Source organism: Kribbella sp. WER1 (assembly GCF_054189145.1).
In genome coordinates this window covers 4,178,359-4,202,799 of sequence record NZ_CM135186.1, presented here as the reverse complement: position 1 = coordinate 4,202,799, position 24,441 = coordinate 4,178,359, and the positions used below count along the sequence as shown (strand labels likewise).

Genomic DNA, 24,441 nt, shown 5'->3' with positions numbered 1-24,441 from the left:
CGCCATTGTCTCCTGCCGATCCTGGGGTACGATCACCGACGTGACTGCCGGGTCGGCTTCGAGCCATTACCGAGTTGGGTCCCCGGCTGCGTTCTGAGCGCCGCGCGGGCCCCGCCCGCTTTCTCTGATGTCTGCGTTCCCTTTTCACGACACCAGAGAAAGAAGCGAATCCTGAACGATTTCACCGCGCAACTCATCGCCGAGTTCAAGGCGACCTCCGGCCGCGTCAGTGGCCCCTTCGAGAACGCCAGGTTGTTGCTCCTGACAACCACCGGCGCCCGGACCGGTACGCCGCGCACCGCGATCCTCGGCTACTACCCGGACGGCGACCGGGTGCTGGTCGTCGGCTCGGCCGGCGGCAGCCCGAAACACCCGTCCTGGTACCACAACCTGCTGGCGAATCCGCAGGTCGACGTGGACACCGGCCTGTTCAGCTACCCGGCAACGGCCGTCGTACTGCGGGGCGCCGAACGCGACGAGGTCTTCGCCCGGCTGGTCGAGGCGGACGCCGGGTGGGGCGACTACCAGGCCGGCGTGACCCGCACGATCCCGGTCGTCGCGCTCGTCCCCGGCGGACCGCCCGGCGGGCGTACCGGCTCGTTCGCCGAGGCGTTGAAGAACATCCACGCCGCGTTCCGGCGCGAACTGGACCTGATCCGGCACGAGATCGCGACGTCCGGCACCGCCGGGCTGGGCGCCCAACTCCGGATCAACTGCCTGACGGTCTGCCAGGGCCTGCACTACCACCACACCGGCGAGTCGACGATGCTGTTCCCCGGGTTGGCGGAGCAACACCCGGAGCTCACCGACGTGATCGCCGTACTGCAACAGGAACACGAGCAGATCGCCGTACTGCTCGGGCGGCTGGAGCAGGCCGTCACCCTGGAGCAGGTGGACGAGCTGATCGTCCAGCTCAACGCCCACCTGGACCGCGAGGAGGAGGCGCTGCTTCCTTATCTATAAGGGTTTCCGGGCCAGCAGCGCGTAGGCGTTGGGGAGCCGGCCGGACCAGGCGGCGGCGTTCGTACCGTCCTGGGGTCGCCAGAACGGTTCGGCGTACTCCTCGAGGACCTGGAGGTGCAGGCCGGCCGTGATGATCGCGGTGACGATCTGGCCGAGCGTCCACTGCCACTCCTGCGCACCGTTGCCCGGGAACGTGTCGTTGATGTGCGTCTTGGCGAAGTAGCTCCGGTCGGGGCGGATGCGTGCTTCGTCCTCGTCCCACGTCCACAGTGGTACGGCCGGGTGGCCCTCGTACACGAACAGGTGCCCACCCGGTCGTAGTACCCGCGCCACGTCGCGTGCCCACGCGTCGATGTCCCGCATCCAGACCAGCGCGCCCTTGCCGGTGTACACGAGGTCCGCGGCGCCGTCCTTGACCGGTACGCCGGGCAGTTCCGCCACGACGTACCGACAGGCAACCCCCACGTCCCACGCCCGCCGCTGCGCCGCGCCCGCCGCCGTCGAGCTGTAGTCAACGCCAACGACACCACGGGCACCCGCCTTCACCAGCCCGACGTCGTCGAGCCCGTGCCCGCTCTGCAGATGCACCACGAACGGCTGATCCGCGAGTACGCCGGCCAGCAACGCCAGCTCCCGCTCCACCAACAGCCCATCACCACGGGCCGCCTCGAGCAACTCGTCGTACTCCCGCACATGCTTGGCGGAAGCCTGCTCCCAGATCGCCCGATTGACCATAAGTACAAGTCAGCCGGATCTCAGCCCTTCCAGCAACCGCATATCGTGCCGGTCCACGGGCCTCAGCTGGTATCCCTGGTGTGCCCTGAGCTGCGCGATCAACGGCATACACCGCACGGTGCGCCCACCGATCCGCCCTTCGACCGCGGGCGGGATGAAGTAGACATTCCCGTCGAAGTCGAGCTGCTCGGTCCCGCCACCATCCACCGGCGTACTCGGATGCAGATCCACCCGATGCCCTTCCAGCGCATGCGTCAGCTGCACCGTGACCTGTGCGTATCGATCGTCCGACACCTCGTACCCGAGCCCGCGCAACACGTCCAGCACCGCATCCAGCCGCGGCCTCGCCACCCCAAGATCCAGATCTCCGTGCTCCCGGGTCTGCTCGCCGACCAGGGCATCCACGCCCCATCCGCCGTCCACCCAGACGTCCAGCGAGGCGAGCGCGTCCAACAGTTCCAGGACTCTGTCCGGCGACATGAATCTCCTCCTAGCGCTAGTCTCTGATATGAGGGAAGAACTGCTCGCCTGGGCCACCGCCACGGTCGGCTCCGTCCGCGAAGTCCATCCACTCCACGACGACCAGGGCCCCTGGCGCCTCGTCACCTGCGAGCGCTCCGTCGTACTCCGCGCCCCGACCCCGCGTATCGGCCCCGCCATGATCGCCACCGGCGCGGCCGCCCTCCAACTGGCCGAGCGCCACCGCCTCCCCGCGCCCCGCCTCATCGCCTACCTGCCCACCCTCCCCGCCTCGCTCGAAACTGTCGCCCCCGGCACCACCACCTGGCCCGTCGGCACCCCCGAATCCCTTCAAGCCGCCGGCGCCGCCCTCACTCGCCTGCATGCGATCGAGCTAGAGGCTATGGACCACCTCCCGGTCCGCCCCCGCCCCACCGCCGTCGACGACTTCGCCACCGACCGCCGCATCGGCCGCATGCCCACCACGCCCCTGCTGGACGAAGCCGACGCCCTGATCCGGGCCTACGGCCGTCCATCCGAACCGACCGTCTTCCTCCACGGCGACGTCTGGCCCGGCAACATGCTCTGGTCCGCCAACAAGGTCGCAGCCTTCATCGACTGGAAGACCGCCGGCGTCGGCGCCCCCGGCGTAGACCTCTCCGAACTCCGCAAACAAACAGCCATAACGTTCGGCCCCGAAGCCCCCGACCACGCCCTGACCGGCTGGCAACAAGCCACCGACCGCGAAGCCCTCCACGTTCCCTACTGGGACGCAGTAGCCGCCCTCAACACCCCAACCAGCCTCTACTCACCCCAAGCCACCACCCGCCGCGACACCTTCCTCCGCGAGGCCATCAGACACCTGGCGTGACCGACTTGCCCAGGTACTTGGCCGCCAAGCGCTCTTCCGACACGCCGGTGTCCTCCCGGCGGACGGCGTACGCGCCAGCTCCTGGACGCGAGCCGACGACGTTCGCCAGCTCGCCGTCGACGAAGTGCAGCCCGACGCCGTCCTCAGCGGCGTACCCGGCCGGGAAGCCGGACCCGACCAACTCCAGGTAAGTGCCCCGCCGCAGCGCCTCGCCGTCGTAATGCGGGCATGCACTGCCCGAGAGGAACCCGAGCCCGTCGTCGAGCGGACCGCACCCGTTCGTGTCGAACGAGTCCGTCACAGACGCCTCGAATCAGCAGTTCATCCCGGCACTGATCCCGGCCATCACCACACCGGCCCGGTACGCCTTCTCGAGCGCCGTATCGAGTCCGTGTAACCGCCAGACGGCAAGTAGGTTCGCCGTGTTCCCGCCACCGACATACACAACGTCCTGTTCCATGACAAAGGCGTTCAGGTCGGCCACCGAGCGCTTGAACAGCGACAACACGCTCGCCTCCGCACGCTCCGGCGCAAAGGCCGCGAGAAACCGCTCGGCGTACCCCTCAGAGTCGCCGCTAGCTGTCGGAACAAAGCAGACCCGCGGCTTACGCCCCGCCGGCACCAATGACAGCACATAGTCATCCAACAGCGGGTTGTCCGGCTCCATCGAGAACCCACCGCCACCCAACGCCACAACCTGCGACCTGACCATCAACCGTCCTTTCCTAGGCGCTCCCGCGTCCGCTGCCGGAACTCACGCCCAACCTTCGTGTCGTCCTCATGCTGTACGTCGGTGCTGACCACCGCCGGTGAACCGTCAGCCGGCGCGTGCACCGCCCAGCCGCCACGCGGGTCGATCACGCCGGACTGGAGCCCGCCGTCCGGGTTGGCCGGAACCGCGAGGCTGATCCAGCAGGTGTTGTTCACCGCATTTCCCCGTGCCTGCACCGCGATGTGCTCGTGGTGCGTGACGCCCGCGGTCGAGTACGACACCAGTACGCCGTCCGCGCCGAGGCCGTCGTACTCCGAGAACAACTCAGGGAACAGCACATCCAGTCCGAGCGCGAGCCCGAACCGGAATCCGTCCACGTCGAAGGTCACCGGGTCCTTGCCCGGGGTGTACATCCAGGTGATCTTCGACGTCGACATCGTGCGTTCGTCGTACCGGGCAACCACCGTCCCCTGATCGGAGATGACGTACATGCTGTTGTACGGTCGCGCGTCGGGAAGCTGGTGGATGCTCGGGAGCACCGTCCAGACCCCCAGCTCGCCGGACAGTCCGGCGATGCTGTCGAGCTGCTCCTGCAGGACCGTCCATTCGGCCTTGGTCCAGTCGGACGGGCCGACCTCATCAGGTCCAAGCTCGGACATGAGCATCTTGCCGGGAAAGCTCAGCGCCCCCTCGGTGAAATGCACGAGGCGGGCGCCGGCAGCGGCCCCCTGCTTCAGCAGGGAGCGAACTTCGGCCCCGCCGGCGCGCAGCAGGTCGGGGTCAGTGGGGTCCCGGTGCACCGTCGACTGGGCGACGGCGAGCTTGAGCGTTTCCGGCAGGTCTTCTCCTGTGGGAGTCGGACGGAAGTGCCGGAGAGCAGACGTGTAGGACTCACCCGTCTTGGCGGCGCGGGCGCGAACCCGCCGTTTGAGATTCCGGTGCGCTGTCATCTGGCCTTCCGCATGCGCGAACCCGACCCTCCGGCGATCCCGTCCGCACCAGTTGACCAGGACGAGCGACCCGAGACCAGAAGTCCCTTTGCCCCCTACGACGAGACCGGGCCGGAGCCGATCACCGGAGGTGAGGCGCGGGCCGCGCCGACCCCAATCCTCTCCGACACCGCAGACCCGGTCAACCACCCTCACGCCCGGACCGGGCCGGACAAAGCAGGCGGGCCGGTCGCATCGCAACCGGCCCGCCCATCGGAGTGGCGGAGGATACGAGATTCGAACTCGTGAGGGGTTGCCCCCAACACGCTTTCCAAGCGTGCGCCCTAGGCCTCTAGGCGAATCCTCCAAGCGGAGAGGATACCGGGCGGTGGTGGGGAATCCGAAATCGGGGCGGGGCTAGGGTCGCGGGTGTGGACGAGTTGGTGGTGCGGGTGGTGGGGGTCGGCGACGTGGCGGCGGTGCAGGGGCTGATCGAGTCGGACCCGGGGTACACGGAGCGGATCACTGGGTATCCGCCGGGGGCGGCGGATGCGCAGAGTTTGTTGATGATGCGGCCGGAGGGGCTGGCGGAGGACGCGAAGGTGGTGTTGGGGGCGTTCCGCGGGCGGGAGCTCGTGGCGGTGGTTGATCTGCTTCGGGGGTATCCGAGGAGCGGTACGGCGTTCCTCGGGCTGCTCCAGATTCACGGGGAGCGACAGGGGCGCGGGTACGGCGGTGCGACGTACCGGCTGGTGGAGGAGTACGTCGGGAGCGCGTGGGTCGAGGTGCGGACGATGCGGCTGGCTGTGGTCGACACCAACGCGGAGGTTGCTGCCGGGTTCTGGGAGCGGCAGGGGTTTGTGGCTACCGGTGAAGCGCGGCCGTACCGGTACGACAAGCTTGAGTCGACCGCACGGCTGTATGAGAAGCAGCTAGGCGAGTAATACCGGCGCCAGCGCTTGCCATTGCTCGATCGGTTGGGGGCCGGTTACGCCTGTGATGACGTTGACGGCGACGTGGTCGGCGCCGGCGTCCAAGTGTTCGGTCAGCTTGCTCTTGATGTCGGCAGGGCTGCCCCAGGCGGCCAAGGCGTCGACCATGTGGTCGGGGAGCTCGGTTAGGTCGCTCTGGGAGAAGCCCTGGCGCTGTAGCGAGGCGACGTACCCGGGGATCGTCGTGAAGAAGCTGATGGTGTTCCTGGCGATGGTCCGGGCTTTGTCCGGGTCCGTTTCGAGTACGGCGAGGTGGCTGACCGCCAGGAGCTTGTCCGGGCCGAGAATCCGCCGGGCGTCGGCGGAGTACGACGCACGCGTCAGGAACGGGTACGCGCCGGCGGTACGGTCTCCGGCGAGCTTGAGCATCCGTGGGCCGAGTGCGGCCAGCACGGTGCGTTCTACAGGTACGTCAAGCTCGTCCAGGTAGCTGTTGAGCGTCGCGATCGGCTTGGGGCCGTGTGCACCGCCAAGGCCGACGGTGAACCGGCCGGGGGCAGCTGCTTCCAAGGCGGCGTACGTCACGCTCACGTCGGCGGCGCTGTACTTCACCACCGCCAAGATCCCGCTCACGAACTTGATCGTCGACGTCGCGTCCACCAGGTCGCGGATCGCCTGCAGCCCGGGCAGCGGGCCGCCGGACAGCCAGATCACCGGCCACCCCAGCTCCTCGGCCGCCCGCGCCGCGGCCACCGCCTCTGCGCTGCCGTCCAGTCCTGTGGTGATCCCGAACCGCCCGAATTGATGATCCGTCACGTAACCAGCTTGAACCGTCGCCGGCCGATCCGGCACCCCTGTTCGCTCAGAGCGAGCGCAGTACGCCGATTCTCGGTTGGCGAGGCGCATCCCGTACACTCATTGCTGGTTCCCCGCGTGGCGGTATCTCGCCCAATCCCCCCAGGGCCGGAAGGCAGCAAGGGTAAGTGAGCTCTTCCGGGTGCGCGGGGAATCCTCATGTCTAGGCTGGTGCTCCCCAGATCGAAGAGGAGCCTGATGAATCCCGAGAGCCGTTACCTGCAGGAACTGATCATCGCCGAGCTCGGCGTCCCGGCGGCGTTCGACGTGGACGGGGAGATTGAGCGCAGGATCGAGTTCCTGGCCGACCGGCTGCGGCAGACCGGGGTGGCGGGCTACGTGCTCGCGATCAGCGGTGGCGTCGACTCCGCGGTCGGCGGCCGGCTGGGGCAGTTGGCGGTCGAGCGGATCCGGGCCGAGGGCGGTCAGGCGACGTTCGTCGCGATGCGGCTGCCGTACGGCGTGCAGGCCGACGAGGACGACGCGCAGCGGTCGCTGGCGTTCATCAAGCCGGACGAGACGCTCGAGGTGAACGTGAAGCCGTCCACCGACGCGATGGTGGAGGAGGTCCGGCACGCGGGGCTGGGCGACCGTGAGGACTTCCACATCGGCAACGTGAAGGCCCGTCAGCGGATGGTCGCGCAGTACCTCGTGGCTGGCGCCCGCGGCCTGCTCGTGATCGGTACGGACCACGCGGCGGAGGCCGTGATGGGGTTCTTCACCAAGTACGGCGACGGCGCGTGCGACCTGACGCCGCTGTCCGGTCTGAACAAGCGCCGCGTCCGCGCGGTCGGCGAAGGCCTCGGCGCGGCACCCGAGATCACCGGGAAGATCCCGACCGCGGACCTCGAGACCAACAACCCGGGCGTCCCGGACGAGGCAGTGCTGGGCGTGACGTACGACGAGATCGACGACTTTCTCGAAGGCCTCGACATCGACGAGAAGGCCGCGAGCACGATCATCGCGACCCACCGCCGGACCGCGCACAAGCGGGCCGTCCCGCTCGCCTTCAGCTGAAGAACTCTGCCGGCAGCCGGGCGAACACGTCCGGCTGCCGGGCCGGTCTCAGGCGGTGTGTGCCAGCTGCACCTGACGGATGCGGTTCGCGAGGCGGGCCAGCCGGATGGTGGCGATGTTCCGGTATGCCGGGCGCAGGACGGTCGCGAGCGGCCCGGACTGCTCGAACGTGTGGGTGACCCGGCTGTCGTCGCCGATCGTCCAGGTGCCGACCTCGCGGAAGCCCGGGACCTGCCAGACGATCTCGACCCGGTCGGCCTCGACGACCGTGTACTGCAGGTCGCCCGTGAACCCGGGCCGGACGCGCAGCGCGTACCGAGTGCCTGGATTGGTCTCGCGGGGGCCCTCGATGGCGAGGAACGCCTCGTTCCACTCCGGCAGGCCGAGGGCGTCCAGCAGCACCTGCCGGATCGCCGCCTGGCCGGCGTGGATGGTCTCGGTGGCCTTTTCCATGACTAGTTCTCCTGATGGGCGAGTTCGGGACCCCGGCGGCGGGCCAGGGCGGCCCCGGTCGGGAAGGCGTCGGCGAGCGAGCGGAGCGTGGTGATGGTCTCGTCGAGCGCCTGGCCGGCGAGACGGTCGTGCATGGTGCGATGCAGCCGGTTCTCCGCGGTGACGATCCGGCGGTGCAGCGCCCGGCCCTGCGGTGTCAGGCTGAGCGTGAGGTAGCGCCGGTCGACCTGGTCGATGCCGCGTTTCACCAGTCCTTGGGCGACCAAACGATCGACGAGCCGGCTCGGGCTGTTGCCGGTCTCGCAGACCAGTAACCCGCCGAGCGCATTCAGCGTCATCGGCCCGTGGTCGCGGAGCACCCGCAGAACCTCTGCCTGTGAAGGCGTGATGCCCAGCGGGCGCAACTCGGCGGCGAGCAGCCGATTGCCCTCACGCTGAATCACCAGCACGAGATAGCGAAACTCCTCGACAACCTTCATGACCGACATATTACACGACACGTATGTCGTGTCATCTATCGGCCAAGAGTGTCGCCGGTTTGTTGTTGCCTGCGGCTCCAGTTCCGGATGAGTTCCGGAGAAAGTCCGGTTGAGGTCATGGTCAAGGGCATGCCGCGGCTGGCACAGTGTCTTCATGAAGGGTCTGATGCAGAGTTACCAGCTGTCGCTGGACACGATCTTCCGCCGGGCCGAGCAGTTCTACCCGGACAAGACCGTCTACACGGGCGGTCCGGCGCCGACCAAGCTGACGTACGGCGAGTGGGCCGACCGGAGCAGACGCCTGGGTGGAGTACTGGACACGCTCGGGATCAGCGCCGACGGCCGCGTCGCGACGTTCGCGTGGAACTCGGGGCGCCACCTCGAGCTGTACTTCGCGGCGCCGTGCACCGGGCGGGTGCTGCACACGCTGAACATCAGACTCTTCCCCGACCAGGTCGTGTACATCGCGAATCACGCCGAGGACGAGGTCGTGTTCGTCGACCGCTCGTTGCTCGGGTTGTTTCTGCCGTTGCTCGAGCGGATGCCGCAGCTGCGGCATGTCGTCGTGATGGACGACCTGCCGGCCGGTGCTCCCTCCGCGGTGGAGATCCCTGACGACCCGCGGTTCCACGACTACGAGGAGCTGCTGGCCGCCGCGTCACCGGTGGAGTTCCACGTCGAGGACGAGAACCAGGCCGCTGCGATGTGTTACACGAGCGGTACGACCGGCAACCCGAAGGGCGTGGTGTATTCGCATCGCTCCACCTGGCTGCACTCGATCGGCGTACTGACCAACGCCGGGATCGGGCTCGCCGAGACCGACACCGTGATGCCGGTGGTGCCGATGTTCCACGCGAACGCCTGGGGTCTCGCGCACGCGGCGCCGATGGCCGGCGCGTCGCTGGTGTTCCCGGGGCCGGACATGAGTCCGCAGGGGATCCTCAAGCTGCTGGTGGAGCAGGAGGTGACGCTGTCAGCCGGCGTACCGACGATCTGGCAGGGGCTGTTGCCACTGCTGGACGGGGTCGAGTTGCCGAAGCTGCGACGGATCCCGTGCGGCGGGTCCGCCGTACCGGAGGCGCTGTCCGAGGCGTTCCGGAAGAAGCTCGGCCGGCCGATCCTGCAGGCGTGGGGGATGACCGAGACGAGCCCGGTCGCGACCGCGTCCCACGTGCCCGCGCGGAACAAGGACCTTCCCGAGGAGGAGCAGGCGCACCTGCGCGCCCGGGCCGGGCTGCCGCTGCCGGGTGTCGAAGTACGGATCGTCGAGCCCGGGTCGGTCACGCCGCTGCCCTGGGACGACGAGGCCACCGGCGAGCTGCAGGTCCGCGGTCCCTGGATCGCCGCGGAGTACTACCGGCCCGACGACGGCGTGCAGCTGAACACCGAGGACGGCTGGATGAAGACCGGCGACGTCGCGGCGATCGACGCATACGGGTCGGTGCGGATCGTTGACCGGACCAAGGACCTGGTGAAGTCCGGCGGCGAGTGGATCAGCTCCGTCGAGCTGGAGAACCTCTTGATGGCGCATCCCGCGGTGAAGGAGGCTGCGGTCATCGGCGTACCGCATCCGAAGTGGGACGAGCGGCCGTTGGCCTGCATCGTCGTACAGGAGGGCGTGACCGTGACCGGTGAGGAGATCCTCGACTACCTCCGGCCGCTGGTCGCGAAGTGGTGGTTGCCGGACGCGGTCGAGTTCATCGACGAGGTCCCGAAGACATCGGTCGGCAAGTTCTCGAAGAAGGACCTTCGGACGCGGTTCGCCAACTACCACCTGAAGTGATACTCGGCGGGCGTAGGTTGGTTGCCGTCAGCATCCGTGCCTGCGGCAACCAATCCGAGGAGGACCGATGGATTCCAGCTCGAGCGGTGCGATCGGCGACCCGGACGACAACAACGACAACCCGGTCGGCGACGCGGTGGTGGGCGGCGTACGCAAGGTCCTGAACAAGCTCGGCCCAGCCGGTCAGAAAGCTGCCGAACACTTGCCGAAGCGCGACGAAGCTGACGGCAGTACGACTCCGCCGGAGTAGCGCGGCGGGTCAGGCGAAGTCGACGCCGAAGTGATTGCGGACGTGCTTGAGCGTCGCGTCGACGAACTCGGCCGGCCAGGGGCTGGCGGTGAGCTCGGCCAGTGCGGTGCCGCGGGCGATGAAGTCGCGACACATGTACTGGTTCGCCGCGATGATGTCGGACGGGTTGGTGCCCGCCGCCGGGATGGCCTCGAGGGCGGCGCGCTGCTCGTCGGAGAGTAGGGCGTTGAGGCGCTTCGCTCCGCTGGTCCGGCGGACGCCGCGTTCGGCGAGCATCAGCGCGATCAGTTGGTCGCGGGCCGCGCCGACGCCCTGGTTCGCGACGACCCGCTCGTCCCGCCCGAGCACCGTGACCAGGTTGCCGAGAAAGTAGAAGAAGAGATTCACGGCGCCGGACGGCCAATACGGCTCGTCGGGGCGGCCGCCCTTGGGCTCGATGTCGCCCTCCGGGAACAATGTTCCGTCCCGGTCGAACAGCACCTTCACCCCGTCGTACTGGAACCGATCGAACTTGGCCAGCGGATGCGCGATCAGGTCGACATGCAGCCAGTCCGGGGTAATCCCGAGCCCTCCGATCAGTCCCGGCAGCCGGTCCGCGAGCACGGTCGGCCCGGTGAGATCGCGCAGTACGTCGTCCCAGTGCTCGGTGAACCAGTCGACGCTGTCGTCCGCGATCACCAGATGTACGTCGACGTCGCTGAATCGATCGGCCGCACCGGTGCCGTAACTGCCGATCAGGTAAACCCCCAGCACCCGCCCATCCGCCGGCAAAACCTCCGCCGCCCGCTCGATCACACCCCGCTGCCGCTCATCCCCAGCCGTCACCCAACCCACCCTAGGCGCCCCCAAGCCCACCCACCCCACCACCGACGCGCACCCCCACGCGCGCACCCACCCCCGCGCCCACCCGCGCGCTCCTCCCACCCGCGCGCTCCTCCCACCCCGCGCCAACCGCGCGCGCACCTCCCATCCCGCACGTACCTCCCACACGTCCGCCACCTCCAGCCCGCGCCCAAGCACGCACGCACGCCGCCCCACGCGCACGCAACCCATACGTGCGCCACCCCACCCACGCGCACCTAACACGCGTGCAACCCTCACTAGCCTCCCCCGCACGCGTGCGCCGCCCCACGCGCGCACCCCACGTTCGCATCCGCCGCACGTGCGCGCTCAGCCCCGTGCGCACCCACCAACGCGCGCGCCTCCCGCTCGCCCGCCCCACGTGCGTACCCCCACTCCCGCACGACCACGCCCACCCCGGCATACGCGCCCGCTCCGCGTGCGCGCTCCACGCGCGCGCCACCCCACGCGCGCGCCACCCCACGCGCGCGCCACCCCACGCGCGCGCCACCCCACGCGCGCCCCACCCCACGCGCGCCCCACCCCCACGCGCGCGCCCCGCCCGTGCGCGCCCCCGGCATACGCGCCCGCTCTACGTGCGCGCCCCGCGCGCGCCGCCCCGTGTGCGCGCACCTCACCCGCGGATGCACCCCAGGTGCTCGCTCACCGCACGTGCACCACTTGCCAACTCGTGCGCCACCTGGTCAAGTCCTATGAGGTGGTGTACGACGTTTGGTCCTTCGTCGTTGGCTGGTTAGGCGCTGATCGCGCCGGTGGTGGCGTTCTCCTCGGTGTTGGTGATGAGGGTGAGCCGGCTGCGGTGGAGTGAGTCGAGGCCGAGGTAGCGGCGTCCGTCGGCCCATTCGTCGTGTTGTTCGGCCAGGACGGCGCCGACGAGGCGGATGATCGAGGGCCGGTCGGGGAAGATGCCGACGACGTCGGTGCGGCGGCGGATTTCGCGGTTGAGGCGTTCGTTGGGGTTGTTCGACCAGATCTGCCGCCACACGTCCTTGGGGAACGTCGTGAACGCGAGGATCTCGTCCCGGGCCGCGTCGAGGTGCGCATGTACGTCGGGCAGGGTCTGCTCGACCTGGTCGAGGAGTTTGTCGTACTGCGTGTGCACGGCTGCGGCGTCGATCTGGTCGAACACCGAGTCATTGAGGGTGCAGCATCGCCTTCACCCCGCCCCAGGCGTGTTTGGGACAGGTGGCCATCAGGTTGGCGGTGTAGTGGGTGCGGCAGCGTTGCCAGGACGCGCCGGGCAGGTTGGCGCCGATCGCGTCGACCAGCCCGGCGTGCGCGTCGGAGGTCACTAACGCGACGCCGTTCAGGCCGCGGGCGACGAGGTCTTTGAAGAAGCTGTTCCAGCCGGCTCCGGACTCGGCCGTGGAGGTGGCGACGCCGAGGATCTCGCGGAACCCGTCGACGTTCACGCCGGTGGCGACCATGACCGCGATCTTGATCACCCGCCCACCCTCGCGGACCTTCATCGTCAACGCGTCAGCGGCCAGGAACGTGTACGGGCCCTCGTCCAGCGGCCGTTCCCGGAAATCCCGGACCAGCTCGTCGAGATCCCGGGCCATCACCGACACCTGCGACCGCGAGAGCCCGGTGACGCCCAGCGACTGCACCAGCCGGTCCATCCGCCGCGTCGACACCCCGAGCAGATAACACGTCGCCACCACACTGGTCAGTGCCGCCTCGGCGCGCCGGCGCCGCTCCAGCAGCCAGTCCGGGAAGTACGAACCCTCACGCAGCTTCGGGACCGCGACATCCAACGTCCCGACCCGGGTGTCGAGCTCGCGGTGGCGATATCCGTTGCGCGAGTTCACCCTGCCCGGGTCACGAACCCCGTAGGAGGCGCCGCACACGCTGTCGGCATCCGCGGACAGCAACGTGTTGATGAACCCTTCCATCAACTCACGCAACAGATCCGGACTGGCCTGCTCGAGATGCTCGTGCAAGAACTCGGCAGGGTCGATACTTGGCCCAGCGGTCATCGGTTTCCTTCTTCGAGTCGGTTGTGAGAGATCACTCGAAGGATCACCCGATGACCGCGTTCACGTTCCCGCGACCCACCGGGATCTCGCCGTACACCACTCTGCTGGACGCAACTGCGCCACACCTCCCCACCCGGGTGGTGGTTGGTGGGCGCGGCGGGCGGACGGTCGTGTGGTTTGTGGGTGGGTGGTGCGGGGTCCGGGTCGCGGGTGGGCTGTTACAGCTGGTGGGTGGGGCGTGTACTGCTGTGGGCGAGGGCGAGGGCGTGGGCGTGGGCGAGGGCGAGGGCGAGGGCGAGGGCGAGGGCGAGGGCGAGGGCGAGGGCGAGGGCGAGGGCGTGGCGGGTGTGGGGCGGGGAAATGTCTGGGGGCGGCGCTAGGGTTGCGGCGTGGAAGCGCCCCTTGCCTTGTATCGCCGGTACCGCCCGGAAACGTTCGCGGAGGTGATCGGGCAGGACCATGTCACCGCGCCGCTGCGGAACGCGTTGAGCAACAACCGGGTGAATCATGCCTACCTGTTCTCCGGACCTCGCGGCTGTGGAAAAACCACCAGTGCGCGGATCCTCGCTCGCGCGATCAACTGCGAGAAGGGCCCGATCGCCGAGCCGTGCGGGGTGTGCAAGTCCTGCACCGACCTCGCGCGCGGCGGGCCCGGCAGTATCGACGTGATCGAGATCGACGCCGCCTCGCACGGTGGTGTGGACGACGCGCGTGACCTGCGGGAGCGGGCGTTCTTCGCGCCGGTCGAGAGTCGCTACAAGATCTACATCATCGACGAGGCGCACATGGTGACCACGCAGGGCTTCAACGCCCTGCTGAAGCTGGTCGAGGAGCCGCCGCCGCACCTCAAGTTCATCTTTGCGACGACCGAGCCCGACAAGGTGATCGGGACGATTCGGTCGCGTACGCATCACTACCCGTTCCGGTTGGTGCCGCCGAAGGCGCTGGCCGACTACATGGCGACGTTGTGCGAGGCCGAGGGCGTGTCGATCGAGGCGGCCGCGTTGCCGCTGGTCGTACGGGCTGGGGCTGGGTCGGTGCGGGATTCGTTGAGCGTTCTCGATCAGTTGATCGGTGGGGCTGGGCCTGAGGGTGTGACGTACGAGCTGGCGGTTGCGCTGCTCGGGTTCACGCCGGATTCGCTGCTCGATGCGTGTGTGGACGGGTTCGCGGCGCATGACAGTGCGGCGGTGTTCGAGACTGTTGAGAAGGTTATTGAGACTGGGCAGGATCCGAAGCGGTTCGCTGAGGATCTGTTGCGGCGGTTGCGGGATCTGGTCGTGCTTTCCGCGGTGCCGACCGCGGTGATGTCTGGGTTGATCGAGGCTGCTGAGGATCAGGGGGAGCGGCTGCAGACTCAGGCCGCGGGGATCGGGCCGGCGGAGCTTACTCGGGCGGCTGACATTGTTGCGGCTGGGTTGTTGGAGATGCGGGGGGCTACGGCGCCGCGGCTTCAGCTGGAGCTGATCTGCGCGAAGGTGCTGCTGCCTGGGGCGGATGACTCCACGAACGGTATTCAGGCACGGCTGGACCGGATGGAGCGCCGGCTCGCTATTGGAGTGCCTGGGGATGGGGCGGGCGCTGGAGGAGCGCCGGGCACGATGGCGCCGGTCGCAGGAGCGGCGGGTACGGCGGGTCCCGGATCCGCTGGTGGGCCGGGCGCTGGAGCTGGCGGTACGGGTGCGCCGGGCGTGGGCGTCGCGGGTGCACCTGGTGTGGGAGCTGGTGGTGCGGCAGGAGGCGCGGGTACGGCGGCGGATGCTGCCTCCAGCCGAGCTGCGGCCAGAGCTGCCGCGAGTGCTGGCAGCCGGCCGTCGTCTGGTGGGGGTTCGGCTGCGGGCGACGCCGCTCCGGGTGCTGCTTCTGCGGCTGGTGTTGCGGGCGATGGCGGGGGCGTTTCCGCGGGCGGTAGCGCGGGAGGTGGCGGAGGGGCTGTGGCGGCGGCGCCGCACGCTGATGTGGCTGCGGCCGGCGGGTCAGCGGGTGCGGCAGTGGCTGGGGCTTCTGCTGGTGGGCCTGGGGGAGGTGGCTCGGGTGGGGCTCGGACTGGTGCCTGGGGTGATGAAGTAGAGGGTGCTTCTGGTGGGCACGGGGGAGCTGCTGGTGGGTCCGCGGGTGGCAGCGGGCCGGTGGGCGGAAGTGCTCCCGTGGGCGGTGGTGATTCTGCGGCGGGTGCTGGCGGCAGTGTTGCTGCGGTGGGGGGTGGTGCTCCTGGCGCGAGTGCGTCCGCTGCCGGTTCGTCTGCGGCGGGTGGGGCTGCAGGAGGTGCATCTGCGGTGGGTGGTGCTGCGGGTGGCGTGGCTGGTCCTGGGGTTGGGGGGCCGGGGGCGGGGAGTGTGGGGTTGGGGGATGTTCGGCGCTTGTGGCCTGAGGTGTTGGAGGCTGTCAAGGCTAAGCGGCGGTTCGCTTGGATCATGTTGAGTCAGAACGCTCAGGTGATTGCTATTGATGAGCAGACTTTGACGCTTGGGTTGGTGAATGCGGGGGCTCGCGAGAGTTTTGCGCGGTCTGGCAGTGATGAGATTTTGCGGCAGGCGATGATCGACACGATCGGGGTCAACCGGCGGGTTGAGGCTGTTGTGGATCCGTCGACTGATCCGGGGGCTGGTGGGGGTGGCGGGTCGGTTGGGCGTCCTGGGCCGCAGGCGGGTGGGCCTGGTGGTGCTGGTGGTTCGGTTGGTGGGGCAGGGGGTGCGCCGGGTGTTGGTGGCGTAGGTGGGGCGGGTGTAGGTGGGCCTGGTGGGGGCGGCTCGGTTGGTGGTGGGCCGGCTGCTGGTGGGGCTGAGGGTGGTGGGGCTGGTGCTGGTGGGCCCGGTGCTGCGGGGACTGGTGTGGGTGGAGTCGGTGTAGGTGGTTCGGGGGGTGGTGGCTCGGCGGCTGAGCGGGCAGTAGTTGGTCGGCCGGGGGCTGGTGGATCGGCCGTGGGTGGGGCTGCGGGTGGTTCTGGCGTGGGTGGCTCTGGTGCCGGCGGATCTGGTGGTGGGGGCGCTGGTGGTGGGGCGGCGGTTGGTGCTGCCGGCGGTGCTGCCGGCGGTGGTGCTGGTGGCGCTGGTGGGCAGGGCGGGGGGGTTGGGGGTGGGGCTCAGGTAGGTGGGGCTTCTGCTGGTGGGGGCGTCGACGGTGGGGGGCGGTCGGGGGAGTGGAGCGGGGCGGTGGCTTTGGAGGAGCCGCCGGATTCTGAGTACGACGTACCGCCTGAGGATCCTTGGGAGTCGGGGGCCGCGCAGCAGGGTGGGCAGCAGACGGCGGGTGCGGATCGGCGGGAGCAGGCTGCCAGTAAGCGGCGGGCTGCGGAGGCGGCGGTGGCTGCTGAGCAGGCTCGGCAGGCGGCGGCTGCGGCGGTTCCGGATGTGCCGTTGACGCCGGAGGAAGAGGCGGACTCGATCGGGGAGGACGATGTGGTGCTCGAGGAGGACTCGCGGTCGCATACCGACCTGTTGCGGGACACGCTCGGGGCCCAGATCATCACCGAAGAGCCGAACTGAGTTCACCTGGGGGCCCCTTGGTGGCCAACAGGTTCGTCCACAGGAATCGCGGCGGCGGCGCGGTGAATATCCACACAATCCGCAGGTCTGTGGATAAAGATGTCCACAAGGTTGTGGATAAGTGTGGGGACAACGGGTGGTTTCCGGGCGTCGGCGGGCGTTGTTAGGGCGACCGGCTAGTGTTGAGGCTCCGGCTGTCGGAGTGTTGAGGGCCGGGGTCAAGGAAGCGGTTCGGACGAGGAGATCGCAGTGTTCGACGGTGGCGGTGCTGGGGGCTTCGACATGTCCAACCTGCTCGCGCAGGCGCAGGCGATGCAGAACCAGTTGATGGAGGCGCAGGCCGACCTGGAAGGTCAGGAGATCGAGGGGTCGGCCGGTGGTGGACTGGTGACCGCTCTGGTGTCCGGTACGGGTGAGCTGCTCAGCCTGGACATCAAGAAGGAGGCCGTCGACCCGGACGACATCGAGACGCTGGCCGATCTGGTCGTCGCCGCGGTCCGGGACGCCTCGGAGAACGCGAAGCAGGCCGCGGCCGCCGCGATGGGACCGCTGGCCGGTGGGCTGGGTGGGGCGTTCGGTGGCGACGGCGGGGGCATTCCTGGGTTCGGTGGCGGAGCGCCGTCGGCGCCGGCCGGGTTCGGGTTGCCGGGTGCGACGACTCCGGCGGTCGAGCAGGGTGGCGGAGCTGCGGGCGACGAGACCACCGGCGAGAGCGGGCAGGTCGCCGCGCGGCCGGACACTCAGCCGGAAGGCGAGCAGCCGGGCGGCGGGCAGCAGGCGAGCGGCGCCGGGCGGGACGGTGCGGGAGCACAGCAGCCGGGTGGCGCGCAGGGTGCTGGTGGAGTCGGGTTCGTGAACCCGGGGAGCGCGGCCGGCGAGTCCGGTCAGAACCCGGGCTGACGTGTACGAGGGGGCCGTTCAGGATCTCATCGACGAGCTGGGGCGGTTGCCCGGTGTGGGGCCGAAGTCCGCGCAGCGGATCGCGTTCCACCTGCTCGCGGCGGACGAGACCGACGTACGGCGGCTCGCGCATGTGCTGGTGCAGGTGAAGGAGAAGGTCAAGTTCTGCGAGATCTGCGGCAACGTCGCGGAGGATGTGCAGTGCCGGATCTGCCGGGACCCGCGCCGCGACCTGAGCCTGATCTGCGTGGTCGAAGAGGCCAAGGACGTGGTGGCGATCGAGCGCACCCGCGAGTTCCGTGGCCGGTACCACGTGCTCGGCGGCGCGATCTCGCCGATCGAGGGCATCGGGCCGGACGAGCTGCGCATCAAGGAGCTCATGCAACGGCTGGCCAGCGGTGAGGTGACCGAGATCATCCTGGCCACCGACCCGAACCTGGAGGGGGAGGCGACCGCGACGTACCTGAGCCGCCTGCTGCGGCCCATGGGCTTGCGCGTCACCCGATTGGCTAGTGGACTTCCTGTAGGCGGTGACCTCGAGTATGCCGACGAGGTCACACTCGGACGGGCGTTTGAAGGGCGACGATCGATCGATGACTGAACCAACAGATATTGCGGCACGGGCACTGGCCACCGACAACGAGGACCTGACCGAGTTCGCCGAGCAGATCGCCGACCAGGTCCGGAGCTTCCTGATCTCGGTGCGCGACATCGCGGCGCAGCCGGACGAGGACGGGGTCGACGAGGGCCTCGCCTCGCTGCCGTACCTGCTGCTCGAGGTGAGCCAGTTGCTGCTGGCCGGCGGCCGGCTGGGCGCGTTCGAGGACTTCGTTCCGGAGGAGCGTTTCGAGAGCGATGCCGGCCCGGACCCGGACCTGGACGCGATGCGGGACCGGCTCGCGGTGCTGTTCGAAGGCCTGGACGAGTACGCCGAGGTCTTCGACCCGTACGCCGCGCCGCCGGAGATCACCGTGAACCGGCTCTCCGACGACCTGACCGCGATCGCGACCGACCTGGTGCACGGCCTCGCGCACTACGAGGACGGCCGGGTTGTCGAGGCCCTGTGGTGGTGGCAGTTCTCGTACGTCTCCACGTGGGGCGCGGCCGCGAGCGCCGTACTGCGGGCCATCCAGTCGCTGATCGCCCACGATCGCCTGGAGCCGGCGCACGACGCGGAGACCGAGGCCACCGACCGGGAGCTCGTCGAGGTCGCCGAGGAAGCCGTTCAGCGCCGGTAGTCGTGTCTGTTCTCGAGCTGGTCCGGCGGTTGCCCGAGCCGGCGGTCGTCCGGCGCGTGAGCCGGGCGCTCGCCGTTCTCGATGTGGTGCTGAACGAGGACCAGCAGACGCGGTACTACGAGTTCGACGCGCGCTGGTCCGCGACCGAAGAAGCCGCGTTGATGCGGGACGGGTCCGGGAACGAGTACTCGATCGTGTTCTCGCCGGACGGGGTGTTCGGGTACGGGTTCGACCACGAGTCGCCGGCTGCGCGCGGGGACCGGCGCGGGCTGGTCGACGGTGTGCCGGAGGTGTTCCACGAGCAGCGCGACGAGAAGGCGTTCTGCGACGACGGGGTTCCGCGGGCGACGGTGTGTTTCTGGCGTACGACGGACGACACGGCGTGGCGGTGTGGACCGGTCGACGGTGGCGCGGACGGGGCGGACGGGCTGTTCGGGCTGATCGCGGACGGCCGGCCCGAGGCGTACCTGACGTTCGCGGAGGAGTACTACGAGGTGGCGCTGGATCTCGAGGCGATCCGGCACGTGTACGCGCTGATGCCGTTGACGGAGTACGTCGTCACGTCCCTCAACCGCCAACGTCGCCTCGCAGACCTCACCGACGACATCGCCGAAATCGGCTACCCGCGGAGCTAGGGCGTGTCTCCTCATCCCACGCCTACTGCGGGGCACCCGGCGCGGCACCTCGCCGGGCACCTCCTCGCTACGGCGTGGGATGAGGAGACACGCCCTAGTCCGGCAGCATCGGCATCTCCAGGCCCTGGGATTTGCCGAGGAGGATGCCGCGGGTGATGGCGGTGGTGCCGAACTTGTCCTTGACCTGGTCGAGGGCGCTGTCGAGCTCGTTGTTCGCGGCCTTGTCGAAGGGGAGGGCGAGCTGCAGGGCGGCGTCGTTCTCCAGGTTGCCGACCGAGATGCCGATCATCGTGAGGCCCTGGGCGGCAATCAGGGGTTGGGCGCCGCGGAGCAGGGCGCGGGCCGTCACCAGCAGGGCGCGCGTCTGATCGGTTGCCTGCGGCAACGTGTGGGAGCGGGTCGCGCGGGTGAAGTCGTCGAACCGCAGGCGCAGCGTGACGGTCCGGCCGGAGCGGCCCGCGGAGCGCATCCGGCGGGTGACGCGGTCGACCAGGCCGGCGAGCACGGCGTCCAGCGTTGCCGGCGACTTCGGCGACCGGCCCAGCGCCCGTTGGGATCCGATCGAGCGGCGACGGCGCCCGACCTCGATCGGTCGTGGGTCGCGGTTGTGGGCGAGCGCGTGCAGGTGCCGGCCGGAGGCGCGGCCGAGCATCGCGACCAGCGCCGCCTCGGGCAGCATCGCGACGTCGCCGACCTTGGTCAGCCCGCGGCTGCGGAGCTTCTCCGCGGTCACCTCGCCGACGCCCCACAGCCGCGAGACGTCCAGCGGATGCAGGAAGTCCAGCTCGCCCTCCGGCGTCACCTCGAGCAGTCCGTTCGGCTTCGCGACGCCGCTCGCGACCTTCGCCAGGAACTTCGTCCGCGCCACCCCGACGGTGATCGGCAGCCCGACCCGGGACAGCACCTCGGCGCGCAGCCGGACCGCGATCTCCACCGGCGTACCGCGGATCTTCCGCAGGCCGCCGACATCCAGGAACGCCTCGTCGATGGACAGCCCCTCGACCAGTGGCGTGGTGTCGTCGAAGACCTTGAAGACCGCCCGGCTGGCCTCGGTGTACGCCGACATCCGCGGCTCGACGACGATCGCGCCGGGGCACCGGCGGAGCGCCTGGCCACCGTTCATCGCGGTGCGCACGCCGTACGCCTTCGCCTCGTAGCTGCAGGCGAGCACGACGCCCGCGCCGACGATCACCGGCCGCCCGCGCAGGCGTGGGTCGTCGCGCTGCTCGACCGACGCGTAGAACGCGTCCAGATCGGCATGCAGGATCGTCGCCGCACCGGACAAGGACACGAACATATGTTCGCATAATCACCGGACAAAACGTGAGATAGGGAGAATTCCCGAAGCGGCCGACATCGATGTCAGGAAACAATGCACGTTATGGACCTGTCGGCGTACCGCGACCTCTGGAAGACCCGTGGCGTGATGTCGTTGCTCGCCTCGGCGCTGATCGCCCGGCTGCCGGTGCTGGCGACGATGGTCCCGCTGGCGTTCCTCGCCAAGGACGCGGCCGGCAACTTCGGCTGGGCCGGCGTGGTGGCCGGTGCGTACTCGGTCGGTACGGCGGTCGCCAGCGTGGTCTGGTCCCGGATGGCCGACCGGAAGGGCGCCCGCAAGGTCGTCATCGGCACCGGTATGGCGTGGGGTGCGTCGATGGCCGTCGTCGCGCTGCTGCCGTACAGCTGGTACCGGCTGCTCCCGGTGGCGGCCGCGATCGCCGGCGTCTGCGTGGCCCCGGTCACCTCGGCGCTCCGGGCGAACTGGCCGCGGATCGTGCACGGGTCGCGGCTGCGTGCCGTCTACTCGCTGGACGCGACCGCGCAGGAGCTGCTGTTCGTCATCGGCCCGATGTCCGGCGCTGTCATCGTGAGCTTCGCCAGCCCGCGCGCCGGGCTGCTGGCCTGCGCGGTGACGGCGGCGGCGACCATCTGGTGGTTCGGCCTGAGCCAGCAGTCCGGATCGCACCACGACGAGAACTCCGGTCCGCGGCCGACCGCCCGCCAGTTGCTGTTCCATCAGCATCGTGCGCCGCTGCTCATCGCCTGGGCGTGTCTCGTGATGGGCTTCGCGGCGATGTCGCTGGGCATGGTCGCGGTCGCCGACCAGCACGGGAACCGGCTGATCGCGGGCGTCCTCGAGATGGTCGCGGCGATCGGCAGCGTCAGCGGCGGTGTGATCAACGGCGCACTGCCCGGCCGGCGGAACTCGTATGTCTGGCGGCGGATGCTGGCGCTCGCGGTCCTGGTCTCGGGCTGCGTCTTCGTGACCTCGTCGGTGGTCGCGCTGGCGGTGATGATGTTCGCGGCCGGCTGCCTGATCGCGCCGACGATCGCGGCGGTGTACGAGCGGATCGGCGAGCTGACGCCGTACTCCGCGCACACCGAGATCTTCGGGTGGGCGCAGAGCGGCGGCATGGTCGGGTCCGCGGTCGGGTCCGCCGTGGCCGGTGCGGTGGTCGAGGCGTTCGGCGTCCGCTACGCGTGGGTCCTGGCGGCGGGCCTCGCCGTACTGGCGACCCTGTCCCTGCTGCGCGTGCCGCCCCATCGGCCGTCGGACATCAGCGTCGTCGACGGTACGGCGGTCGCCGCGTAACGGACCCGGTAGTTCGCCTCGAGGACGCCGCGGTCGCGCGCGCACATCGAGATCAGCCGGAGCTGCCGGCGGTCCAGCAACGTCCCGCGGCCGGCGGCGACCGGGTGGATCAGCAGCGACACCTCGTCGACCAGCCGCCACTTGAGCAGCGAGCGGATCAGCGTGAGGCTGCCGATCACGTGCAGGTCCTCGCCCGGTACGGACTTCAGTGCGGTCAGGACCCGGCGGGTCTCGCCCTGCAGCATCTCGGTCCCCGGGCGGGCCACGACGGGGCGGGAGCCGATCACGAGGTTCCGGGTGCCGGCCCGGACGCCGAGCGAGCCGGCGTACCGCTCGAACGTCTGGCGGCCGAACAGTACGGTGCCGGTCGCGGGCATCAGCTGTCCCAGCGCGCCGCGCGGCAACCACTGCTCCGGGCGCTCCACGATGCCGTCTTCGGACATGCACAGCCTGGCCACTATGTTCCGCATACCAACCCAGATGCAGGCGTCGACGCAAAGGTTATGAGCGGCGGCCGCGGTGCAGCTCGGTCTCCAGCGCGTCCAGCCGGTTGGTCCAGAACTTGCGGTACCGGTCCAGCCAGGTATCGATCTCCCGCAGCGGCTCGGGGGCGACGGCGTACAGCCGCCGGGTGCCGTCGACGGTGACGGTCGCGAACCCGTTGTCCCGCAGCACTTTCAGGTGCTGGGACACGGCCGGCTGACTGATGCCGAACTCCTGGCCGATGGTGCCGGCGATCCGGCCGGCCGGCAGCTCGCCGTCGGCGAGCAGCTCCAGGATCCGGCGCCGCACCGGGTCGCCGAGGATGTCGAACGCATGCACCCGCCAATTATTTCAGCGATGGCTTATACGAACAAGGACCATTTCCCGCGTGAACCACACCGGGTCGGGGAACCTTCGGTGCGGACGGTGATCTGCCGGACCGGGTGCTGGTCAGCCGGTAGGCAACGGTCAGGTCACGGCTAGAATGACCCCCGAGACTACGCCTGGTGCAACGCCGCACGGCGTACCGCAACCAGTGGTTTGAGGAGACAACACTGTGGGACGCGTCGTACACAAGTACGGCGGTTCTTCGGTCGCCGACGCCGATGGCATCAAGCGCGTGGCCCAACGGATCGTCGCGACGAAGAAGGCCGGGAACGACGTGGTGGTCGTCATCTCCGCGATGGGAGACACCACCGACGAACTGATGGACCTGGCCCAGCAGGTCTCTCCGCTGCCGCCGCCGCGCGAGCTCGACATGCTGCTCACCTCGGGTGAGCGGATCTCGGCCGCGCTGCTCGCGATGGCGATCGCCAACCTGGGGTACGAAGCACGCAGCTTCACCGGCTCGCAGGCGGGGGTGATCACCACCTCCGCGCACGGCAATGCCCGGATCATCGACATCACGCCGGGCCGGATCGAGGAGTCGCTGGGCGAGGGGCACGTCGCGATCGTGGCCGGGTTCCAGGGGGTCGCCCAGGACACCAAGGACATCACCACGATGGGCCGCGGCGCCTCGGACACCACCGCGGTCGCGCTGGCCGCGGCGCTGGAGGCCGACTACTGCGAGATCTACACCGACGTGGACGGCATCTTCACCGCGGACCCGCGGATCGTGCCGGCCGCGCGGCACGTCCCGAAGATCTCCTACGAGGAGATGCTCGAGATGGCGGCCTGCGGCGCGAAGGTGCTGCACCTGCGGTGTGTCGAGTACGCCCGCCGTTACAACGTCCCCGTCCATGTGCGTTCCTCCTTCTCGCAGAAGGAAGGCACCTGGGTCGTCGATGCGAAGGAACTGGATCAAACGATGGAACAGGCGATCATCTCCGGCGTGGTGCAGGACACCAAAGAGGCCAAGATCACGGTGGTCGGGGTTCCCGACAAGCCGGGTGAGGCGGCCCGGATCTTCGAGACGGTCGCCGGTGCCGACACCAACATCGACATGATCGTGCAGAACGTGTCGGCGGTGGCCACCAACCGGACCGACATCTCGTTCACGCTGCCGCGCGCCGACGGCGCCCGCGCGATGTCCGCGCTGGCCCGGATGAAGGACGAGGTCGGCTACGAGCAGTTGCTGTACGACGACCAGATCGGAAAGGTCTCGGTCGTCGGGGTCGGAATGCGCTCGCACCCGGGCGTTTCCGCGAAGTTCTTCTCCGCGCTCGCCGACGCCGGCGTGAACATCGAGATGATCTCCACCTCGGAGATCCGGATCTCGGTGGTCGTGGACGAGAACCTGGTGAACGCCGCCGTGACCGCGGCGCACACCGCATTCGACCTGGACGACGAGCACACCCAGGCTGTCGTGTACGGAGGAACTGGACGGTGAC

Annotated in this window: 27 protein-coding genes, 1 tRNA gene, 1 other RNA gene and 2 pseudogenes; 17 read left to right on the top strand and 14 right to left on the bottom strand. The window is 69.2% G+C overall.

All coding sequences use genetic code 11. From position 1 onward, the window contains the following. The first annotated feature begins 168 nt into the window (after positions 1-168). A complete protein-coding gene (locus ACXJJ3_RS20185; protein WP_458171921.1) occupies positions 169-963 on the top strand; it encodes a nitroreductase/quinone reductase family protein in 795 nt (264 codons plus the stop codon). On the opposite strand, the gene ACXJJ3_RS20180 is transcribed toward ACXJJ3_RS20185, so the two are convergent. Together ACXJJ3_RS20180 and ACXJJ3_RS20175 are read right to left on the bottom strand one after the other, a co-directional pair. Beyond that, positions 958-1,698 (bottom strand): class I SAM-dependent methyltransferase, encoded by a 741-nt coding sequence (locus ACXJJ3_RS20180; protein WP_458171751.1) that lies wholly within the window; start codon positions 1,696-1,698, stop codon positions 958-960. The genes ACXJJ3_RS20185 and ACXJJ3_RS20180 overlap by 6 nt on opposite strands. 9 nt (positions 1,699-1,707) lie before the next feature. Next, positions 1,708-2,178, bottom strand: coding sequence for a nucleotidyltransferase domain-containing protein (locus ACXJJ3_RS20175; RefSeq protein ID WP_458171750.1), 471 nt, complete (start codon positions 2,176-2,178; stop codon positions 1,708-1,710). Between the two features lie 28 nt (positions 2,179-2,206). Here ACXJJ3_RS20175 and ACXJJ3_RS20170 point away from each other — a divergent pair, with 28 nt between their 5' ends. Beyond that, positions 2,207-3,028 (top strand): phosphotransferase, encoded by an 822-nt coding sequence (locus tag ACXJJ3_RS20170; protein WP_458171749.1) that lies wholly within the window; start codon positions 2,207-2,209, stop codon positions 3,026-3,028. Here the strand turns inward: ACXJJ3_RS20170 and ACXJJ3_RS20165 are convergent. The 4 genes from ACXJJ3_RS20165 to ACXJJ3_RS20150 all read right to left on the bottom strand — a co-directional run bounded on the left by ACXJJ3_RS20165 (position 3,012) and on the right by ACXJJ3_RS20150 (position 5,036). Next, positions 3,012-3,329 (bottom strand): hypothetical protein, encoded by a 318-nt coding sequence (locus ACXJJ3_RS20165; protein ID WP_458171748.1) that lies wholly within the window; start codon positions 3,327-3,329, stop codon positions 3,012-3,014. The genes ACXJJ3_RS20170 and ACXJJ3_RS20165 overlap by 17 nt on opposite strands. Positions 3,330-3,341: 12 nt before the next feature. After that, positions 3,342-3,740 (bottom strand): Type 1 glutamine amidotransferase-like domain-containing protein, encoded by a 399-nt coding sequence (locus ACXJJ3_RS20160; RefSeq protein WP_458171747.1) that lies wholly within the window; start codon positions 3,738-3,740, stop codon positions 3,342-3,344. Beyond that, on the bottom strand, positions 3,740-4,690 hold the full coding sequence (locus ACXJJ3_RS20155) for a carbon-nitrogen hydrolase family protein (RefSeq protein ID WP_458171746.1): 951 nt from the start codon (positions 4,688-4,690) through the stop codon (positions 3,740-3,742). Before ACXJJ3_RS20155 ends, ACXJJ3_RS20160 begins: the two co-directional genes overlap by 1 nt. A 258-nt stretch (positions 4,691-4,948) precedes the next feature. Next, positions 4,949-5,036: transfer RNA gene (locus tag ACXJJ3_RS20150), tRNA-Ser, on the bottom strand. A 64-nt stretch (positions 5,037-5,100) separates the two neighbouring features. Here ACXJJ3_RS20150 and ACXJJ3_RS20145 point away from each other — a divergent pair. Next, complete coding sequence (locus ACXJJ3_RS20145) at positions 5,101-5,613, top strand: GNAT family N-acetyltransferase (protein ID WP_458171745.1); 513 nt, start codon at positions 5,101-5,103, stop codon at positions 5,611-5,613. On the opposite strand, the gene ACXJJ3_RS20140 is transcribed toward ACXJJ3_RS20145, so the two are convergent. Then, positions 5,602-6,417, bottom strand: a complete 816-nt coding sequence (locus ACXJJ3_RS20140; protein WP_458171744.1) for a TIGR03620 family F420-dependent LLM class oxidoreductase — start codon at positions 6,415-6,417, stop codon at positions 5,602-5,604. The genes ACXJJ3_RS20145 and ACXJJ3_RS20140 overlap by 12 nt on opposite strands. Before the next feature lie 104 nt (positions 6,418-6,521). Between ACXJJ3_RS20140 and ffs the strand changes: the two genes are divergently transcribed. Both ffs and nadE read left to right on the top strand, forming a co-directional pair. After that, positions 6,522-6,618: signal recognition particle sRNA small type (ffs, locus tag ACXJJ3_RS20135), an RNA gene on the top strand. A gap of 36 nt (positions 6,619-6,654) precedes the next feature. Next, a complete protein-coding gene (nadE, locus tag ACXJJ3_RS20130; RefSeq protein WP_458171743.1) occupies positions 6,655-7,473 on the top strand; it encodes an ammonia-dependent NAD(+) synthetase in 819 nt (272 codons plus the stop codon). 48 nt (positions 7,474-7,521) lie between these two features. Here the strand turns inward: nadE and ACXJJ3_RS20125 are convergent, their stop codons facing one another. Beyond that, a complete protein-coding gene (locus ACXJJ3_RS20125) occupies positions 7,522-7,926 on the bottom strand; it encodes an SRPBCC family protein (protein ID WP_458171742.1) in 405 nt (134 codons plus the stop codon). A gap of 2 nt (positions 7,927-7,928) precedes the next feature. Next, on the bottom strand, positions 7,929-8,405 hold the full coding sequence (locus tag ACXJJ3_RS20120) for a MarR family winged helix-turn-helix transcriptional regulator (RefSeq protein ID WP_458171741.1): 477 nt from the start codon (positions 8,403-8,405) through the stop codon (positions 7,929-7,931). A gap of 154 nt (positions 8,406-8,559) precedes the next feature. On the opposite strand from ACXJJ3_RS20120, the gene ACXJJ3_RS20115 reads away from it, so the two are divergent. Together ACXJJ3_RS20115 and ACXJJ3_RS20110 are read left to right on the top strand one after the other, a co-directional pair. Beyond that, positions 8,560-10,188 (top strand): long-chain fatty acid--CoA ligase, encoded by a 1,629-nt coding sequence (locus tag ACXJJ3_RS20115; RefSeq protein WP_458171740.1) that lies wholly within the window; start codon positions 8,560-8,562, stop codon positions 10,186-10,188. A gap of 67 nt (positions 10,189-10,255) precedes the next feature. Further along, complete coding sequence (locus ACXJJ3_RS20110) at positions 10,256-10,438, top strand: hypothetical protein (RefSeq protein ID WP_458171739.1); 183 nt, start codon at positions 10,256-10,258, stop codon at positions 10,436-10,438. A gap of 9 nt (positions 10,439-10,447) precedes the next feature. Here the strand turns inward: ACXJJ3_RS20110 and ACXJJ3_RS20105 are convergent, their stop codons facing one another. Together ACXJJ3_RS20105 and ACXJJ3_RS20100 are read right to left on the bottom strand one after the other, a co-directional pair. Beyond that, positions 10,448-11,263 (bottom strand): nucleotidyltransferase domain-containing protein, encoded by an 816-nt coding sequence (locus tag ACXJJ3_RS20105; RefSeq protein ID WP_458171738.1) that lies wholly within the window; start codon positions 11,261-11,263, stop codon positions 10,448-10,450. A 769-nt stretch (positions 11,264-12,032) separates the two neighbouring features. Then, positions 12,033-13,278, bottom strand: a pseudogene (locus ACXJJ3_RS20100) (IS256 family transposase). Positions 13,279-13,328: 50 nt separating this feature from the next. Between ACXJJ3_RS20100 and ACXJJ3_RS20095 the strand changes: the two are divergent. The 8 genes and pseudogenes from ACXJJ3_RS20095 (at position 13,329) to ACXJJ3_RS20060 (ending at position 19,536) form a co-directional block, all read left to right on the top strand. Beyond that, on the top strand, positions 13,329-13,658 hold the full coding sequence (locus ACXJJ3_RS20095) for a hypothetical protein (RefSeq protein ID WP_458171737.1): 330 nt from the start codon (positions 13,329-13,331) through the stop codon (positions 13,656-13,658). Between the two features lie 9 nt (positions 13,659-13,667). Further along, positions 13,668-15,290 (top strand): annotated as a pseudogene (locus ACXJJ3_RS20090) (DNA polymerase III subunit gamma and tau); the annotation flags it as partial. A gap of 913 nt (positions 15,291-16,203) precedes the next feature. Next, complete coding sequence (locus ACXJJ3_RS20085; RefSeq protein WP_458172037.1) at positions 16,204-16,368, top strand: hypothetical protein; 165 nt, start codon at positions 16,204-16,206, stop codon at positions 16,366-16,368. Between the two features lie 62 nt (positions 16,369-16,430). Next, a complete protein-coding gene (locus tag ACXJJ3_RS20080; protein ID WP_458172035.1) occupies positions 16,431-16,763 on the top strand; it encodes a hypothetical protein in 333 nt (110 codons plus the stop codon). Between the two features lie 249 nt (positions 16,764-17,012). Further along, entirely contained in the window at positions 17,013-17,663 is a 651-nt protein-coding gene (locus ACXJJ3_RS20075; RefSeq protein ID WP_458171736.1) for a YbaB/EbfC family nucleoid-associated protein, read from the top strand. 1 nt (position 17,664) lies between these two features. Next, complete coding sequence (recR, locus tag ACXJJ3_RS20070) at positions 17,665-18,264, top strand: recombination mediator RecR (protein WP_355700982.1); 600 nt, start codon at positions 17,665-17,667, stop codon at positions 18,262-18,264. Further along, entirely contained in the window at positions 18,257-18,901 is a 645-nt protein-coding gene (locus ACXJJ3_RS20065) for a DUF5063 domain-containing protein (RefSeq protein WP_458171735.1), read from the top strand. Before recR ends, ACXJJ3_RS20065 begins: the two co-directional genes overlap by 8 nt. A 2-nt stretch (positions 18,902-18,903) precedes the next feature. Continuing rightward, complete coding sequence (locus ACXJJ3_RS20060) at positions 18,904-19,536, top strand: hypothetical protein (RefSeq protein ID WP_458171734.1); 633 nt, start codon at positions 18,904-18,906, stop codon at positions 19,534-19,536. Positions 19,537-19,630: 94 nt separating this feature from the next. On the opposite strand, the gene dinB is transcribed toward ACXJJ3_RS20060, so the two are convergent. Further along, entirely contained in the window at positions 19,631-20,833 is a 1,203-nt protein-coding gene (gene dinB / locus ACXJJ3_RS20055; RefSeq protein WP_458171733.1) for a DNA polymerase IV, read from the bottom strand. 84 nt (positions 20,834-20,917) lie between these two features. Between dinB and ACXJJ3_RS20050 the strand changes: the two genes are divergently transcribed. Then, complete coding sequence (locus ACXJJ3_RS20050; protein WP_458171732.1) at positions 20,918-22,129, top strand: MFS transporter; 1,212 nt, start codon at positions 20,918-20,920, stop codon at positions 22,127-22,129. On the opposite strand, the gene ACXJJ3_RS20045 is transcribed toward ACXJJ3_RS20050, so the two are convergent. Next, positions 22,012-22,572 (bottom strand): dihydrofolate reductase family protein, encoded by a 561-nt coding sequence (locus tag ACXJJ3_RS20045; RefSeq protein WP_458171731.1) that lies wholly within the window; start codon positions 22,570-22,572, stop codon positions 22,012-22,014. The two genes, ACXJJ3_RS20050 and ACXJJ3_RS20045, sit on opposite strands and share 118 nt — an antisense overlap. A gap of 58 nt (positions 22,573-22,630) precedes the next feature. Beyond that, complete coding sequence (locus tag ACXJJ3_RS20040; RefSeq protein WP_458171730.1) at positions 22,631-22,951, bottom strand: ArsR/SmtB family transcription factor; 321 nt, start codon at positions 22,949-22,951, stop codon at positions 22,631-22,633. Positions 22,952-23,168: 217 nt separating this feature from the next. Here ACXJJ3_RS20040 and ACXJJ3_RS20035 point away from each other — a divergent pair, with 217 nt between their 5' ends. Further along, positions 23,169-24,440 (top strand): aspartate kinase, encoded by a 1,272-nt coding sequence (locus tag ACXJJ3_RS20035; protein WP_458171729.1) that lies wholly within the window; start codon positions 23,169-23,171, stop codon positions 24,438-24,440. Position 24,441 lies beyond the last annotated feature (1 nt).